Below are 18,378 nucleotides of genomic sequence, written 5' to 3' on the forward strand. Positions count from 1 at the left end.
CAATTTCGGTTAATTCTCAAAAAAAAGCGACAAAAAAAATCCGCTTTCGGTTTTCCACAAAGCGGTTTAACGTTTGTTTGTCCGCAACAATTAAGCGTCGAATTTCGGTTCAGATTTTCGTCGGCTCGGTTTCTGTTTCGGTTTGTATTTTTCGGATTAAAACTCCTGATAAAAATTGTCTGTTGATCGTCGGAGCTATACACCATAACGTCCCCTTGCTACAAGAGGTTTGGGGTTAAATTAAGCCTTATTTTCGGATTTGCCTAAACATTCCAAATACAAGAGCATTTTCAAATTAAGCCAATTGCCCAAATCGCTTGTAACAAGTGTTAGGCGAGGGTTGTTTTTGTCGAAAATACGATTTTAACCGCAAATTTCTCAAGTTTCTGTTGGCAGATTCCAATTTTCACGTTTCTGCTTTTCGGTTTGTAATTTTCGATGTTTTTTTACTTTTCCGTTTTTTTGGTTTCTGCTTTTATAGATTCCAACTTTCAAACGTCTGTTTTATAAATTCCAATTTTCACGCTTCTGTTTTCAAGATTTCAATTTATCAAGTTTCTGTTGGCGATTCCAATTTTCACGCTTCTGCTTTATAAATTTCCTGCGAGCTACAAACTTCATTTCCAAATCGGATTTATCTGCGTATTTTCGGCACAACTCTCGCCTAACGTTCTGGCGCTTGTAGCAGTTGGGGATTAAAGATGCGAGATTTTTCCATTATGCACAATTTTCCAAGTACAAAACCATCTTTAAATTCAGCCTAAAACCCCAATTGCTACAAACGGCTGTTAGCGGTAGTCCTTTCTATTTATTCTGATTATTTACTCTTCAAAATCATCTGAATGTGAATTTGCTTTTATAAGCTTTTCTCCATTTTTAAATGATAATTGTAATCCGTGTTCAATTTCCCATTCGCATTCACAAGAAACACATAAATATATTGTTCCATTTTCACTCCAATGCAAAACTATTTCTCCAACTGTAACGAAATTCCATATTTCACTTTTAGTTTTCAAGTTTAGGTTTTTCGTATAACCCGCTTTTAGAATTTCTGCATAATATTCATATACTTTTTCTGAATCTTTATTTTTATCAGTTTCCGTTAATTTCAAAAAATTTTCAAAGGCTATTTCTGCATTTTGAATATATTCAGAATCTTTTTCTACTAATGTAATTTTTATTTTTTCATTACTAAAATATGGAATTTCTAAAGGAGAAGCTTCCAACCAATCGGAATCATATTCAGTTTCTTTTAAATCTCCGAAAATTTTTGATTTCATCGTAATTTCGTTTTTTGTAGGATTACCGCTAACGTCCCCTTGCTACAAGAGGTTTGGGGTTAAATTAAGCCTTATTTTCGGATTTGCGAAAACTTCCCAAATACAAGACCATTTTTAAATTAAGCCAATTGCCCAAATCTCTTGTAGCAAGTGTTATGGCTAGTGCTTTTTCAATGTTTGAATTTTAACGTTTTAATTGCTCTCAAAAATGCTTTCTGATTTTCTTCCTTCAAATTGTAACCGCTAATCTGAAATTTCATTCCTTTTCTATTAGTACTTGTATTTTCAAAATATACACCTGTTGTTCCTTTTTCAGCATTTATAGGAACTACAATTTTTGCTTTAAGTCCATTTATTGTCTCTTCGTAACTGGTGTTCTCTATAAATTCATTTAGTTTGGTTTTTCCTCCTCGTGCAAAGAATTTATAAATAGGTTCATTAATTGTGTCTAACTTGCTAAGTTCCCAATCAGGAGTGAAAATACTGTCATTATTTATTATGTAATAATAACCATTATTGAAACTTTCTTCAAGGTTATTTGAGTATAATCCATAGTCAAAGTATAACGTATCGTTTTTTCCGATTGCTATTTTTCCAACAAATGAGTCAATTCCACGTTGCTTTATGTAAGTCCAATCTTTTGGAGTTTTCATTGAAAAAGAACCTAAATCCATTTCCTTTTCACTACTAAAATTCAGTAGTAAAAGTGTTAAAAAAAGAAGATTTAATATTTTCATAATTCGTCTTAGGATTTCGGTGTTGTAGTATTAGCCATAACGTTTCGCGGCTATGCGAAGTGCCTTCTCTTTGCCGCTTCACTAATAATAGCTAAAATAGCCAAATTTTTCAATTTGTACTATTTTATCCAAAAAAAGCGGAAGGCATTTCTCATAGCCGCTGTTGGGAGTAGTTACTGACTTATACACAATCCATATTTTAATCAGTAACGGAGTTGGATAGACTACTCCTGTCTTTTTCTTTCTACACAATCCAAATCAATGAAACCAATTATTTATTGCGCTTAGCAAGCCTGCTAGGCGAAGTCAATAATAGGGGTTTTGGGCGCTGTTTTTTTGGGATGTTTAAGTTTTCGAAAGTAAATTCTTGACTTTGTCATTTATTTTCGATAACTTCGCCAAGTCTTTTACGTTGTCAAACGTATTGAAAGTGAACTTTCTACGATTCCCAATCGAAAGACTTGAAGCCTAAATGCTTTATCCTTTAAACATCCCAAAAAAATATCCCGAAAATTTATTGTGCAAGAAACTCCGTAGTCTACTGCCAATTACTCCCAACGTCCCCTTGCTACAAGAGGTTTGGGATTAAATTAAGCCTTATTTTCGGATTTGCCTAAACTTCCCAAATACAAGACCATTTTTAAATTAAGCCAAATACCCAAATCTCTTGTAGCAAGTGTTACCAGTAGTTTTTTTGTTTTGCTTTGTTAATATTGATAATTTAGGGTTGTTAGAGTTCCTGTATATGTTCCTGTAATAGTATTTTGTGCATTTGAAAAAGAAAAATTGATTGTATAAATTCCATTATTATATGAAATGCTTGTTTGTCCACTTGTCATATCATCAGAACTTAGAGAAGTCCTCGAAACTAATGCTCCATTTTTAATCACAACATTTGTATTTATGCCGGTATGGTCAATAAATGGATCATTAAAATTCACATTAGTATGGGAATTTTTGACATTGTATGTTGTGTATTGAACGCTTCCAGGATTTAGACTTGAACAATACATATTAAAATCTATTAGCTGGGTTATTTTGTCTGAATAAATGAAATTATTATTTTGAATTGTTACCTCGTCATTTGTCAAAATAAGATAAAAGCTTCTCTTGTCATAAGTCACGTCAGTACCAGTATAATTTGGTTTTATAAATCCTTTTGTTAGATTTTTTTCTATACCGTTTACAATTAGTTTTCCACTATTTGTTGGAATGTTATTTATTGGATTATCATCACTTTTTGAGCAAGATGAAAATAGAATAATTGAAGTTAATAATTTAAAAATTAATTTTTGTTTTCTCATCGTATTATTTCTTATTTTTAGTAAAATTGCTGGTAACTATTATATACACGAATAAAGCCAACTCCTTTTATTCTCAATTGGTATGTTATGCGCATGTTTTTAGTTTAATTTATGCGTTTTATTTTTATTCGCTTTGCACAAATTTAAAATTATTTCTTACATATCGAAAGGGTTTATGATTTTTTTCAGCGATGTACTGTTTACATAGGTATATATCATTATTGTTTTGGGACGCTTACTGGGTATAAGACAAACGCAATAAAGAAGGAATGACTCTTATTTAGGCTTTTATATGGAACTTAGGAAGTCCTTATGAAATATCAAGAGAACGGCACAAGTGAGCAATACTCACAAGGCTTACAGTATCAAAGTTCAAAAGAATGGCGGATGGTGCTGTATGTAGTGAAACAGCCTCAGTAATGGAGGTGGAGTGAAGAGCTTTCAGTGTATCTCGCTTTAGCTTCTAAAAAAGTTTTCGCCACAGATTCACAGATTTTAAAATCATTTTTTATCTGTGAATCTGTGGCGAAATTTCATCAATTTCCGCGATCCAACCTTGCAGTGTGACACTCGCACCAGCCCAATGATACCTTATGCTTGCGACGGCGGAGGCAGGTTTTATTGGTTTCAAATAGGGTTTAAAACTATGCACTTTCAGTGCATCTTGCTTTAGCTTCAAAAAAAGTTTTTGTCACAGATTCACAGATTTTAAAATCATTTTTTTATCTGTGAATTTGTGGCAAAATTTCATCAATTTTCGCAATCCAACCTTGCTTTCAGTCTGCCTAACCAAATCTATGGACTTTCAGTCCGTAGTGGTTTGGTTGATATATTTAGAGTCTGTTTAAATTTTATTTTGAGATTTATTATTAGAGGATTTTTGAGTGAAACGAGACAGATTTTTATAAAATAGCAGTGCTGTTCTGTAAAAATTTAACGAAATTGCAGCCAAAAATCGTCATAAGAGAGCCAATAAATAAAACTGAAACGGGCTCTTACCAGCTCTTCATTTTTTAGTCAAAAAAGTTTATCAATTAGTGTGATTTCTATAGCTGTAAATTACTGTTAAAATGAATATGACTATTCTTAACTAATACCAAACAGATCGAATTAGCCACTGATTTTAAAAAATAGTACTGAAATCTGTGAGAATCTGTGTAATCAGTGGCGAAAAAACACATGGTATTATTTGCGGGCAGTCATAAAAAGGAATACAAATTATTTGCAAAAAAAAAATTAACTTTAATTAAATATAAATCCCTATTACTGGCAATACAATAATTGATTTACATCATTAATATATCCTATTTACAAAAGTGGAAAAAAATAATCAAAACCCTATAATAATAAATAATGAATGCTGTTTTAAAATAAACATATAAAGTTGCAGTCTTCTGACAATAAAAAATGACACACAATTAATTGAAATATTATGAAAAATTATTCAAAAAAAATAGCACCGCTTTTGATTCTGTTTTTAGTATTAAGTTCTTCTTTATGGGGGCAGTCTTCGTCTATTTTTAAGAAACAGGATTCGTATCAAACTCTTTCAAAAATGTGGGAATTAGAACCAGACAGTACAAGTGAGACCTTTTTGTTTACCGCATATAAGCCAATTTATATTATGCCGTTCCGGTTTTCCAGCCATAGAAGAGAAGTTCCGTTTGAAGTAGCTCCGGATGATATTCCTGCAGCTGAGGAAGTTCAGTTACAAAATGTAGAAGCTGCCATGCAGTTTAGTTTCAAGACCAAATTAGCGCAAAGAATCTTTGGTGAAGGAGCTTTATGGTTGGGCTATACTCAAAAATCGTATTGGCAGGTTTATAATGTAGAATACTCAAGACCATTTAGGGAAACCAATTATGAACCCGAGATTATTTTTAACTATCCTGTCACAATTAATTTTTTAAAACTAAAGATGCTTGGCTTTGGATTTAACCATCAGTCAAATGGAAGAGAAGGGCATAAATTTACGAGAAGCTGGAACCGATTTATCCTGCAATCGGGTTTTGAAGATAAAAATTGGAGCTTGCTTATCAGAACATGGTTTGCAATGGAAACTAATGAAAATCCCGATGTCGAAAATTATATGGGCAGAGCTGATGCCGCCTTTAACTATAGACTAAAAAAACATTTGCTGACATTAAAAGCACAGCATTCTTTGCGATTTGGTGACAATAATCATGGCAGTATTGAGTTTGATTGGGCTTTTCCTATATATGGAAACTTAAAAGGGTATGGTCAGTTTTTTCACGGATATGGCGATGCAATGATTGATTATAATCAGATTCATACCATTGCAGGAATTGGGATTGTATTTGCGGGAACTTTATAAAATGATAAAATGTTGAAGAATGCTGCTTGGAAAAATGTAGTTTTAAGCTTTAAACCTGAAAAATATTTTACTGTTAAACTTTGAATTAATTTTACTTTTAGAGCCTGTTTAAATTTTATTTTTGAGATTTATTATTAGAGGATTTTTGAGTGAAACAAGGCAAATTTTTATAAAATAGCAGAGCTATTGTATGAAAATTTAACGAAGTTGTAACCAAAAATCATCATAAGAGAGCCAATAAATAAAACTTAAATAGGCTCTTACTGCACTTTTTTTTAGTAAACAAAAAAGGCTGTCCGAAAAGACAACCTTTAATGACTAATTAAATATAAAAAAAAGTATTCAAATTTATTTACTCTCCAGATTAACTTCAGGATTCATAATTACTTCAACACTGCTGGAACTATCCAAAACCTGCTTACTAAACTGCTGAATAGTTTTCTGATTAATTTTAGAAATTAAATTTTTATATTCTTCATCCTGTAAAAACGGAATTTGATTTAAGCTGTTGTTATAAATTGTACTATTCCAAAATGAATTGGTTTTAAGCGATTCTTCCCTGTTTTTTAAAAGTGCTTTTTTGATGTCTTCCAGATCATTCGCATTAACCGGAATCGTTTTTAAATCATTTAATTCTTTCCTGATAATTTCCATTAATTTTTCCTGTTTTTCAGGATTACAGTCAAAAGTCAGTGCAAGGCTAAAAGTTGGTGTAGGAATCTGTTCTAAAGTTCCGCCAACGTTTACGCCATAACTACCGCCTTCTTCTTCGCGGATGGTCTGTAAAAAACGCTTCGATAATAATTCGCCGATAATGTACATGCTCATAGCATTTTCTTTACTGTACTCCGTTTTGCCTGTTAGGTTTAAATAAACAGTTGTCTTAGGAACTTCCATTGGACGGGTGAAATGCACCACTGTCTTTCCTTTTTTGGGTTCAATATGATGATCAGCAAAATTTTCTTTTAGAGCTGGATTTGATTTTAGGTTTCCAATGTATTTCTGAATTAATTCTAATCCGGATTCTGGAATATTCCCGACAAAAATAAACGTGAAGTCAGCTGTGTTTTTAAATCGGTCGCGGTATATGTTTTCCGCTTTTTTCAGATCAATCGTTTCTAGAAATTTATCGTTGAATAAAAAAGTTCTTGGGTTATTATTTGAATTTGCTAAATCAACAGCATCTTTAAAAGCGCTTCCATTATCTTTTTTGATGGTTTCTAAACGATTTTTATATTGCTCTTTTAGAATATTAAAGATGTTCGCATCAAAGCGTGGTGCTTCAAAAGAGAGATAAAGCAATTGCAGCATGGTTTCAAAATCGGCTTTGTTTGAACTTCCCTGAAAGCCTTGTGTGTTTTCACCAATAAAAGGGGCAGACTGCGCCACTTTTCCGGTTAGTTTTTCTTTTAAACCAATGTTGTCAAAATTACCGAGTCCGGAGGATCTTGCCAGTGTTGCAGCAATTTCGGCCGACGCCAGATCTTCTGTTTTGACCAAAGATTTACCGCCTTTTGAAAAAGCAGAGAAAACAATCTGATCTTGAGAATATGTTGTTGGAAGCACAATTACTTTCGCATCATTTTCAAGAACATATCCTTTTGCATCTTTTATGCCAGCTGCATCAAATGTTTTTTTAATAGCGGCAGGTTTTAATTCTTTTTCTATTAAAGGCGTGTTATTTTCTTTTTTGGTGTAAGGTACTAAAGTCATGCTTTCAGTCTTTTTCATCACATTTTCAACAGCTTCTTTAGTCGGAAAATCATTTTTATCCTGATCAGATCCTGTTACCAAAACCACCTGATTGGTTGGTTTTTGAATAGTTTTCGCGTAAGCGTTCAGCTCTTCTAAAGTCATACTTTTGATAATGCCCACAACGAGTTTATAATCATCTTCGGGTGAAAGTGAGGGTTTTGCTTTGAGAAAATAATTAGTCAATTTGTCTGCCCAGCTATCATTATCGACTTTATCTTTATTGCTCAGAAAATCATCATACGAACTGATAAAAAGCTTTTTTGTCTGGTCTAATTCTGCCTGTACAGCTCCAAAACGTCTCAAACGTTCCGCTTCTGTGTAAGCTTCTTCAAAAGCTTCGAGTACTTTTCCTTTTTTTGATAGCGCCGTAATATTAAACGAAGTATTTAGTCTTGAAATTGGTCCAAAATATGTTTTTAAATTCAAACTCGAACCTTGATTTTTTAAGAGTAATTCCTTAAAACGATTATTTAAAATGCTGGTATAAAGAGAATTCATTACGTTCTTACGTGTAACGATACTGTCTTTTATCAAAGGTTCATCCTGAATATATTGTAAAGTAATTGATGTTGATGAAGCTTCTTTATCGGCTGCGGTTACAAAATACAATTCATCGTGTTTCGGGATTTCTGTATATGTTCTCACAGCTGCTTTTTTTGAAAGCGGAATACCTGAGAATATTGTTTTGACTTTTTGTTCCAATACTTTCACATCAATATCACCAACAACGATTACTGCTTGCAAATCTGGTCTGTACCATTTTTTGTAATAGTTTCTAAGTTCTGCATATTTAAAATTATTGATGATGTTCAGATCGCCGATAACATCACGTTTACTGTATTTTGATCCTTTATACAAAACTTGGTCTGTCTGGCTTTTTAAACGGAAACCACTTGTTCTTCTGGTTCTCCATTCTTCCCTGATTACTCCTCTTTCCGCATCAATTTCCGCATCTGTTAAGGAAAGTGATCCGGACCAGTCATGCAAAACCCAAAGAGTAGAATCGATTAATGTCTCATTGGTTACGGGAACATTGCTAATGTTGTAAACGGTTTCGTCCTGAGCAGTATAAGCGTTGATATCTTTTCCAAAACTTACCCCGTTTTTTTCCAGCATTTTAATAATGCCTTTGCCTTTAAAATGTTCCGTTCCATTAAATGCCATGTGCTCCAGAAAATGTGCCAGTCCGTTTTGATTGTCATCTTCTAATATTGCCCCAACATTTTGAACAAAGTAAAAACTTGCTCGGTCTTTAGGTTCTTTGTTGTGTAAAATGTAGTACGTCAATCCGTTTTTAAGCTGGCCTGTTGTGACATTTTTATTAAGAGGGATTGTGGTTTTGAATTGAGAAAATGCACCGTGAAAAGACAGCAGCAGAATCCCAAATAGTATATTTTTTTTATTCATTTTTTTGTTTTTTATCCAATTGATGCCGTTAAAAAGTCAATTAGGGTATTTTTTTGATTGGGGGCAAAAAATAAATTAAATATGATTTCCAACGACACCAAAAGGAAGGTTTTTTATCTTCTGTTTCTTCTGATTAGAATAAATGCACCGCTTAATATAATCAATAAAGGAAACAGTCCGATGAAGACAATTTTACAGATAAAGACCTGATTGGCTGTTATCGTCAGCTTTTTATCAATGTTTTCCGGACGTGTCGTATCAATAGGAAATTGATAATTGCTAAACCAGCTGAAAATATCGGTTACGAACTGAAATGTTCCTGAACCGCCTCGGCCTAATTCGGCATTTCCCATAAAATCAGCATCACCAGCCACAATTATTTTTTGCAATTTTCCATTGATATTTCTAGTTAGTGCTGCAGCTAGAGGAATCGTTGTTACTGAAGGCTGTTTTTTCAGTTCTGGTGAAACTGATGTTATACCTGTCTGTGATTCCCAAGCTGGCTGATTGTTTGTTTTTAAAAGAGGAGTTACTTTAAAACCTTCATTTTTAATGGTTTTTATGCCGCAGCTTCCTAAAAACGGAATAGGATTATTATTCGGATTAGGGGTGAATTTAATTACATTGGGGTCAATATTTTTCTGAAATTCAGTTACTAAATAATCAGGAGAATTGGTTTCGCTTTCTTGAACTAATGCTTGTTTTGTAAAGGTAATTCCTAATTTATCCGTAATTGCAGCCAGTGTCGAATTTGTTTCTGGCTCTGCTAAAATCATTAGATTTTTTCCCTGATCAATGTACTTTGAAATACGGTCTATAGCTCCTTGGCTTAATTCTGTTTTTGGGTCTGCAATAATTAAAATATTGGTCTGATCCGGAATATTCTGTGCATTAATATCTACAGAAGAAACATCAAATCCCTGATTGATTAGAGAATATCTGAAGGTAATTTCGTTAAATCCTGTTTTGTAGTTTTTATCTCCTGTTTTGTCAACGCTGCGTTCCATGTTTCCAGTTGAAAAAACAATTTTTGGAGCAGGAACCACTAAACGTTTTAAGGCTGCAGAGATTTCTTTTTCCATCGGCATTTTAAACAGGTCATCATACATTCTTAAAAATGTTTTCTTTCCATTGTATTCTACCGTTCTTACTACGCGGTTTTGCTCTGGACCTAAGTCAATGATTTTTTTAATTTCTGCAGGCGAATATAACTTGTCGAGTTTGATGCCTTGTGTCTCGATCATTTTTTCGGCAAGCTGTTTGTCATTCAGTCCTGGGTTTTGGGCATATAATGCTGTATTTGTTGAAGTGTCATAGTAGTATACATATTCCATTTGAGTTTGGGGCAAAAAACGGGTATATTGTTCGAAGCTGGCAATATCCTGATTTTGAGAAGCAGGCATTGCCATAAAATAATATAAATCTAGTAGGTTTACATAGGTAGTTATCTTTACTGGTCCTTCAATTTTTTCAACGATTTCCAAACTGTTCTTGGTTAGCGTTCTGCTTTTGGTTCTGGACATATCTTTATAAAGTGTCAGAGGAGCTCTTGAGGTTACATATCCAAGCGATAATACAATAGTGATTAGCAAAGTATATTTTAAAACTCTTTTGGAAGTGGTTTGGGCATCTCTTCCAGTTTGTAATTTATAGATACTTAATACTATGAAAAGACTGCTTACCAATACAAAGTAAAATACATCTTTACTGATAATAAGGCCTTCCAGTATTTCGTTGGCACGGCCGGCGATAGAAAGGAAATAGGTTATGTCTTTTACAAACGCAATATCCTGCCATAATTTGCCAATAAAATTCAACCCTGCTAAAACAACTAGAGTACTAATGGCGGCAACGACCTGATATGAAGTAAGACAAGACATAAAAAGTCCAATGGCGGCGTAGGTGCAAACCAGTAAATACAATCCAATAAGACCTGATATAGCGAATTTTAAATCTAAATTATCGATAGAGAAATAAGCAATAATAACCTGTAATCCTAATATGGACACAAACAGGAAACAGTAAGCAGCAATGGCAAGATACTTTCCTAATACGATGTCTTTAATTTTTATGGGTGATGAAAGCAGCAGTTTTATAGAACCGCTGTTGATTTCACGGCTTATTAAACCCATTGTTAATAAGGGAACATACAGGTATAGGTAATTCTGCATTTCGGTATACAAACCGCTGAACCCTGAAAAAACAACTTGCGACAAATTATCCATACCATTCCCTAATTTCTGCGATTTTTCAAAACGCTCAATTAAGTCGAAGAATTTCCAGCTTGACTGGATCGAAAATATTACCAAAACCACCCATGCGACAGGGGAGTAAAACATAGTGTTAAGTTCTGTTTTAGCAATTCTAAATATTGTTTTCATTTGTTTGTTTTTTAAGAAGGATAGCGTTTTTAGAAGGTGCTTTTTTTGATAACTGAGCAAAAATTTCATCAAGTGATATTTTTTCGAATTGAATCTCACGTAATTTCCAATTGTTGGATACACTTAGGGAAATGATTTTTTCAGCAACTTCCTGCGTTCCGGTAAAAGTAATCTGTACTTTTTTAGAAGAAAGATATACAGCCTGCGTAACTTCAGGAATATCAGTTAAAGCATTAATTGCCGGAGGATTTTCAAAACTGGCTGTTAGTTTATCTGCTTCGATATAATTATTGAAAGCTTCCAGAGAATCTGCAAAAACCATGTGTCCGTTTTCAATCATTCTGATTTCCTGACAAGTAGCCTGAACTTCAGACAAAATGTGTGAAGAGAAAATAACCGCTTTATCTTTAGATATTTTTTTGATTAATTTTCTAACTTCTAAAATCTGGTTAGGATCCAATCCGTTGGTCGGTTCATCTAAAACTACCAGTTTAGGTTCATGAATAATTGCTTGCGCGATACCTACACGCTGACGGTATCCGCCAGAAAGATTTCGGATTAAACGGTTGCTGAAATGAGAAATTCCGCATTGTTCTTTGGCTTTCTCTAAAGCATCTTTTAAATCTTCTTTTTTAACATGACGCAATTCTGCGCAGTGAATTAAATATTCATTTACTGTTAAATCTAAGTGTAAAGGCGGTGTTTGTGGTAAAAAACCAATTAGCTTTTTAGCTTCTACAGGGTTTTCCTTCAGATTAATACCGTCAATAAATATATTACCATGAGTCTGGTTTAAAACGCCGCAAAGAATGTTCATTGTGGTTGATTTCCCTGCTCCGTTTGATCCTAATAAACCTAAGATTTTATTTTCTTTTATTTCAAAACTTATATTTTGTATTGCCCAATCCTTACTGTATTGATGCGACAAGTCCTCAACTCTTACAATTGTTGTTGTTTCCATAGTGTTTTATAAAATTGCAAGAACGTATTTTTACTAAAAATACATTCTTGCGTAATTTATTATTTAATATCCTTGATTTTGAGTTAAGAAAGGATTTGAACGTCTGGCCGATTCCGGGATTGGATATAGGCTGTCTGTAGAGGACCATATTTTTCCAGCTGTAGTACTAAGAACCTGGTCAATTTTTCCAGTTCTTTTTAAATCTAGCCATCTGTGTCCATTTTCTGCAAAAAGTTCGCGTTGTCTTTCCAGAGAAATTAAATCTAATAGTTGAGCAGGATCTGTTAAAGCAGTTGAAGGCAGTAAAGCTCTGTTTCGGATAACATTAATGTCCTGCTGAGCCCCAGTAATATCATTTAATTTTGCTCTGGCTTCGGCTCTAATTAAATAAAGTTCAGCCAATCGAAGTATAGTTGACCGTTCTACAGGGGTGGCAGTATAAGCATTTTTATATTTTATTGGAATTACATACGTCACTCCGCTTACTGTTGTTGTACCTGTCCATTTTGTTTTTCGATCATCACCAGTCTCAAAAAGGGTATTTCCATTTCTAAGCATGTAAGTACCAGTTGTTGTAAATAATACTGAACCTTCATAACTATAAGTAAAATTAAAATAAGGTATTTGTAAAATAGCTTCTTTATTATCTGCAATAAAAGGACTATTAGTACTTGAGAGACCGGTAATCATCTTGTAAGTTCCGGTTTCGTTGATTACAACAGTTGCGTTTGCTGATGCTTCGGTCCATTTTCCTAAATAAAGATTGACTCTTGCTAACAGGGCTTGAGCAGCCCATTTTGTTGCTCTGATACGTAGTGCCGTATAGTTATCATAATTTGCAGGAAGGTCAGCTGATGCCTCTTCTAAGTCCTTAATAATCTGATTGTAAACTTCAGCTTGCGTATTACGCGGCGCCAGTGCAGATATATCTTTATTTGTGCTTAGTACTAAAGGGATGTCGCCCCAAAGATTAGTCATATAAAAATAGTTATAGGCTCTTAAAAACTTAGCTTCAGCAATCCATTCCTTGCTTTTAGCAGGAGTGAGTGTCGTGCTTCCACTAATACCTTCAATAACGTTATTGGCATTAAAAATGGTTTTGTAGAATTCTGTCCACATCGTACTTATAGATGAATCAGTATCTATAATCTCATTGGTAGTATAAACGCTGCTAAGTAATGTCTTTGGTATGAATTCGTCTGAAGTTTGTCCAAGAACAATATTTAAAGAATTATAGTAGCTTATCTTTACCATACTTTGGTAAATTCCGTTAACAGCTGCTTCTGCTGTAGGTTCTGAAGCATATACGGTTTGGGCAGATAATTGCTCTGAAGGAACATCAACTTCTAGTAAATTATCGCAGCTCGTTAATCCTATCAAAAGAAAAAACGAAAATATATAAGTGTGTTTTATAAAATTATTTTTCATGTTTTTAGGTTTAAAAGGTTAACTGAGTTCCAAAAGTTATGGTACGCATTGGAGGTAAAACTAAACCTGGAGATTCAGGATCAAATCCTTTATATTTAGTGAAGGTTACTAAATTTTGCCCTTGCAGGGATACACGCAGATTTTTAATTACTTTTTGCATGTTTTGATCTAAAGGAATGATATAAGAAGCACTTACGTTTTTAAGTTTGATGTAAGATGCATCTACTATAGTAGCATCTGAACCTAAGTAATTAAGATAGCTAGGCAGGTAATTAGAACTTAAGGTATTTCCCTGGGCTATATAATCATTGTATTCATCAGTCTGAAAATTAGCCAAACCATACGGATAACCGGGCTGTATTCCTATTGAAGTCATTAAAGTTCTTCCGGTTTGTTTTACAAATTGGAATAGAAAATCAAAAGAAAATGATTTATAACTGATTGAATTTGATATTCCTCCGTAATATTTTGGGGTTGTTGCTCCTAAATATTGTCTGTCTCCCGCACCGGTAGCCGCTAGTCCTGTACTAATTTTTCCATCTCCATTAGCATCTTCAAATTGAGGAATTCCATTTTGTATACCAGTATACTTGTATATATACATACTGTTTAATGGTTTTCCAGCAACATATTGGCTATAATAAGAAGTATATTCTATGCCTGGAAATGCTAGTAACTTATTGGAATTGGTTGAAATATTAAATGAGCTGCTCCAATTTAGGTTTTTAGTATTAACATTGTTTGTAGTAAGCGTAAATTCCCATCCTTTATTTTCAACTTTTGCTCCCATATTTTCAGCGTAAGAAGTAAATCCAGACTGAGCACTTATTGGGTAGCCAACTAATTGATTGCCGGTTATATTTCTGTAGAAAGCTGCGGTAAATGAAATTTTATCGTCTAAGAAATTTAAATCCACTGCCGTCTCAAATTTTTTCGACACTTGCCATTGATAATTAGGATTCGCTAGTCTTGTCGCTGACAAAGAAGCATTACCGTTTCCATAGGTGGCAGCACTAAAGGTATCTAAAAATCCATAATTGAGAGTACCATCACTGCCCACTTCTCCATAACTGGTACGAAGTTTACCAAAGCTTAACCATGTATCCTTTTTTATGAAATCTTCTTCAGAAAATACCCAGGCGGCAGCTACAGAACCAAAATTTCCGTACTTATTATTAGGTCCAAACTTTGAAGAACCATCTCTTCTAAAATTTGCATTCAAAATATATTTACTTGCTATGTTATAATTCAAGCGGCTAAACATTGATACATATTTATATTCTAAAGAACCATTATTAGAAGTTACTGTTGCAGCTGTACCCGTAAACCCGATAAGATTATCAGAACTATAACCAGATGTGGATACATATGAAGGCATTTCTGATTTACTGTCTTGGTATGACATCCCAGCCAAAGCAGTCAGGTTTCCTTTCCATAAAGAAGTTACATAATTCAATTGTGGGTCGATAGTAAAATTACTGGCATTATTGTTCGAAACTGTATAAGAACGTAAGGTGTTAAGGCTGAGTTTATTCAGGTTGTAATAAGCATAATTACTTGCAGTAGCTGGCAATGTCTGTTTTGAAAGCATTTCGGTAAAACCATATCCAAAATCTGTTTTAAAAGACAATCCTTTTGCTATTTTGTAATTAATATTAAAACTGGTAATTAAATTACTTCCTTTGTCTTCTACCCTTTTACCTAAAGCTGCTAATGGATTAATGTCACTAAAATAAGTAGCAGCCCAGTAAAAAGTGCCGTCTGCATTATAAATGGGGTGATTTGGTGCAGTTGTAATAGCATAATTAGTAATGTCGAAAAAAGGAAGCTTGTTTTTATCAGTAGCAAACATAACTGTAGCTTCTAATTTTAATTTTTTATTTAGAGTAGTATGATTAATATTAAAGTTGGTAGAGAATTTGTTGTATCCAAAATCATTCGGTAAAACAGTAGTTTCTTTATGATAAGCACCGCTTAACAGAAAGTTAGTTGTTTCATTTCCCCCTTTTAAACTTGCAGAGAAATCATTAAAATTAGCAGTTCCTCCTATTAACTCATCTTGCCAGTTTATCTGAGCATTTGGATCCCAATCTGTCAAAGCAATACCCGTACTGGAATTACTTGGATTCGCTTTAGCATTTGTCAAAGCTGTTTGCAGCATATTACGATAAGCAGCTGTATCTAATGTTTTTACTCTATTAGCTACTTCTGAAATTCCAGAATTAGTATTGATGGTAAATTCTGTCTTGCCTGATGATCCTTTTTTGGTAGTGATGAGCACTACACCATTTGCACCTCTTGAACCATAGATTGCTGTTGCATCAGCGTCTTTAAGGATTTCGATACTTGCAATATCATTTGGATTCAGGATGTTTAATGGACTGGTATTTTTTTGAGCACCTTTAATGACATAATTTTTTATCTCTTGTGCCTGCCCCTTAAGATCACTTCCAATATATGGAATACCATCAATTATATAAAGAGGTATGTTGTAATCGTCAACTGAGTTTCTCCCACGGATACTAATATTGATATCACTGCCGGCATAACCAGAAGTTTGTGTTACAAATACTCCAGGAGCTCTTCCTTGCAAGGTTTGGAGGATATTTGTAACTGGTTGTTTTTTAATATCTTCTGAGGTTATCTTTACTACGGAACCTGTTGAAGATCTCTTAGTGGTAGTACCATAACCTATAACTACAACTTCATCTAATTTGGATAAATCGGATGTCATTTTAATTGTGAGCTTTGTTTGGTCTTCAATTGCAATTTCACGTGTTTTGTATCCTACGTACGACACTTTTATGGTAACCTTTCCATCTGGAATTTCAAATGAAAATTGTCCGTCGTAGTCACTTATTTCAACAAGATTGGTACCAGGAATGGAAAGTGTAACTCCCGATAGAGGCATTCCGGCTTGATCGGTTATTATCCCTGTTAAGATTCGATTTACTTTTGCTGGTTTACTTTCGTTTTCTTTTTTGTAAATGACTATACTTTTATCTACTTGTTTATAGACTAAATTGCTGCCTTGAAAAACAGTATTCAAAATATCACTGACACTTCTGGAGCCTCTTGGTGTTGTTACTTTTGGAAAATCTTTTATAGTTTGTGGCTGATAAGCAAAAAGTAATCCTGTTTTACTTTCTATTTTTTTAAATAAAGTTTTAATATCTTGATTATGAAGTTCGATATCAACAGATATAGATTCTAAGTTCTGACCGTTCATTTCGGTTGCAAGGATCATATGAGTACCGCAGGTCAGTAAGAAAATGTGGAAGAGGCTGATTCGCATGATCATAATTGTTTTTTTTGATAAATGAAATAAAGAGGATTTCTTTTCCTTATCAAACATGGTTGTTTTACAGCGTAATTTCATAAATTTGCTTGTTTTTTAATGGTTACTGGATTAATTGTTAAAAATCTCGGCCATCTGGTGTAGGAGCTGGATGGCTTTTTTAATTTAGTCTTCGTTAATTGTTTCTGTTTTTTAAAGGTTAATATTTAATTTTAAAAGCGTTCTAAGTAGGAGGTTAGTCAGCTTTTTTTCTCTTCTGTTTTTTATTCGCAGCCTTTTCCGTCCATAATAATGGAACCATTTTTATTGTAATGATATTCTGTTTCTATAACACTGCAGATTACTTTTAAAACATGATCTAAATTTTCTTCGTTCAAGAAACTCGCTGTAATTCGGCAGTTCTTAATTTTTTCATTCTGAATTAAAATCGAAACTTTATATTTTTGAGAAATTAAAGAAATCGCTTCGGTCATGTTTATATCATCCAGAATCAGGTAATTACTTTTCCATTCAGTTACAGCTGCAGCATTAATATTATTCTGCTCAAAATTAAAAGTCCTTTTGTTAACTTTAATCTGCTGATTAGGAGTAATCACACCATATATTTTTTTTGTATCTCCTACCTGAACTTTACCACGGGTTACTGTAACTTCAATATTATCAGAAGAATTTTTTGCATTAATATTAAAAGCAGTTCCTAAAACCTTAGTTTGAATTTTGCCTGTATGTACAATAAAAGGTTTCTCTTTGTTGTGTTTAATATCAAAAAAAGCTTCTCCAGTCAGCGTAACTTCACGAGTTTTGCTATTAAAAGAATTCTGATCGTATTTTAAACTACTGTTGTCATTCAGCAAAACTGTACTGCCATCAGGAAGATGAACCAATTGTTTACCCCTAAAATCAATTAACGTATTTTCTACGATTGCAGCAGGTTTGATTTCAGGAGCAGAAATTGAAGTTTTTTGTTTGAAAAAAAATGAATTTCCCACAGCGATAAGTAAAACGATACTGGCAGCGGCAAATAGAGATCGTAATATTGTTCTTCTTCTTCTGCCCGGATTCAATTTCACAACTTTAGATTCGCTTTCCGGTTTAGATAAGATATAGTTAAGGATATCATCTCCTTGCATTTTATCCATTACTTCTGTAACATAATCTCTTTTCAGCATATCATGAATTTTTTCTTTCAGAAAATCATCATGCGTGCCCCGCTGAATTATTTCCATCATTTGCAGTTGCTCTGCATCAGATAGGTTATTCTGCAGATAGCCTTCAAATAACTCTTCGAAATTTTTTTGCTGCATTTGTTTCGTTAATTAAATTAGTACTTGTTCGTAAATTATGTTTTTTTTTTTTTTAAGTCCTTCCAATTTTAGAGGGGCAGGCATGTTTTTAATGCCCCTTTTATATAAAGACCATTAAAAAAGAGGGGGGGAGTAGTGAGAAGTGAAAAAAATGCAGAAAAAAATGTAAAAAACAACCAATAGGGCTT

The 18,378-nt window shown here is 33.6% G+C and carries 10 protein-coding genes; 1 reads left to right on the plus strand and 9 read right to left on the minus strand.

All coding sequences use genetic code 11. From position 1 onward, the window contains the following. Positions 1–821: 821 nt before the first annotated feature. From OZP07_RS10045 to OZP07_RS10055, 3 genes are all read right to left on the minus strand, one after another. A complete protein-coding gene (locus OZP07_RS10045) occupies positions 822–1,280 on the minus strand; it encodes a DUF6985 domain-containing protein (RefSeq protein WP_281635786.1) in 459 nt (152 codons plus the stop codon). A 170-nt stretch (positions 1,281–1,450) separates the two neighbouring features. Next, positions 1,451–2,017 (minus strand): hypothetical protein, encoded by a 567-nt coding sequence (locus OZP07_RS10050; protein ID WP_281638252.1) that lies wholly within the window; start codon positions 2,015–2,017, stop codon positions 1,451–1,453. A 707-nt stretch (positions 2,018–2,724) separates the two neighbouring features. Continuing rightward, positions 2,725–3,321, minus strand: coding sequence for a hypothetical protein (locus OZP07_RS10055; RefSeq protein WP_281635791.1), 597 nt, complete (start codon positions 3,319–3,321; stop codon positions 2,725–2,727). A 1,432-nt stretch (positions 3,322–4,753) separates the two neighbouring features. On the opposite strand from OZP07_RS10055, the gene OZP07_RS10060 reads away from it, so the two are divergent. Then, positions 4,754–5,656, plus strand: coding sequence for a phospholipase A (locus OZP07_RS10060; protein ID WP_194643871.1), 903 nt, complete (start codon positions 4,754–4,756; stop codon positions 5,654–5,656). Positions 5,657–6,004: 348 nt separating this feature from the next. Here the strand turns inward: OZP07_RS10060 and OZP07_RS10065 are convergent, their stop codons facing one another. The 6 genes from OZP07_RS10065 to OZP07_RS10090 form a co-directional block, all read right to left on the minus strand. Further along, entirely contained in the window at positions 6,005–8,818 is a 2,814-nt protein-coding gene (locus OZP07_RS10065; protein WP_281638253.1) for a M16 family metallopeptidase, read from the minus strand. A 113-nt stretch (positions 8,819–8,931) separates the two neighbouring features. After that, positions 8,932–11,199, minus strand: a complete 2,268-nt coding sequence (locus tag OZP07_RS10070; protein ID WP_281638254.1) for a Gldg family protein — start codon at positions 11,197–11,199, stop codon at positions 8,932–8,934. Further along, positions 11,183–12,160: an ABC transporter ATP-binding protein gene (locus OZP07_RS10075; protein WP_194643876.1), complete on the minus strand. Its 978-nt coding sequence runs from the start codon at positions 12,158–12,160 to the stop codon at positions 11,183–11,185. The genes OZP07_RS10070 and OZP07_RS10075 overlap by 17 nt, the downstream gene beginning before the upstream one ends. Before the next feature lie 63 nt (positions 12,161–12,223). Then, positions 12,224–13,588 carry a RagB/SusD family nutrient uptake outer membrane protein gene (locus OZP07_RS10080; protein ID WP_281638255.1) on the minus strand — a complete coding sequence of 455 codons (1,365 nt, stop codon included), beginning with the start codon at positions 13,586–13,588 and terminating at the stop codon, positions 12,224–12,226. Positions 13,589–13,598: 10 nt separating this feature from the next. Then, a complete protein-coding gene (locus OZP07_RS10085; RefSeq protein WP_281638256.1) occupies positions 13,599–16,967 on the minus strand; it encodes a SusC/RagA family TonB-linked outer membrane protein in 3,369 nt (1,122 codons plus the stop codon). Positions 16,968–17,149: 182 nt separating this feature from the next. Beyond that, on the minus strand, positions 17,150–18,190 hold the full coding sequence (locus OZP07_RS10090; protein ID WP_281638257.1) for a FecR family protein: 1,041 nt from the start codon (positions 18,188–18,190) through the stop codon (positions 17,150–17,152). Positions 18,191–18,378: the final 188 nt, after the last annotated feature.

The sequence above is a fragment of the Flavobacterium marginilacus genome (assembly GCF_026870155.1).
GTDB classification, from domain to species: Bacteria; Bacteroidota; Bacteroidia; order Flavobacteriales; family Flavobacteriaceae; genus Flavobacterium; species Flavobacterium marginilacus.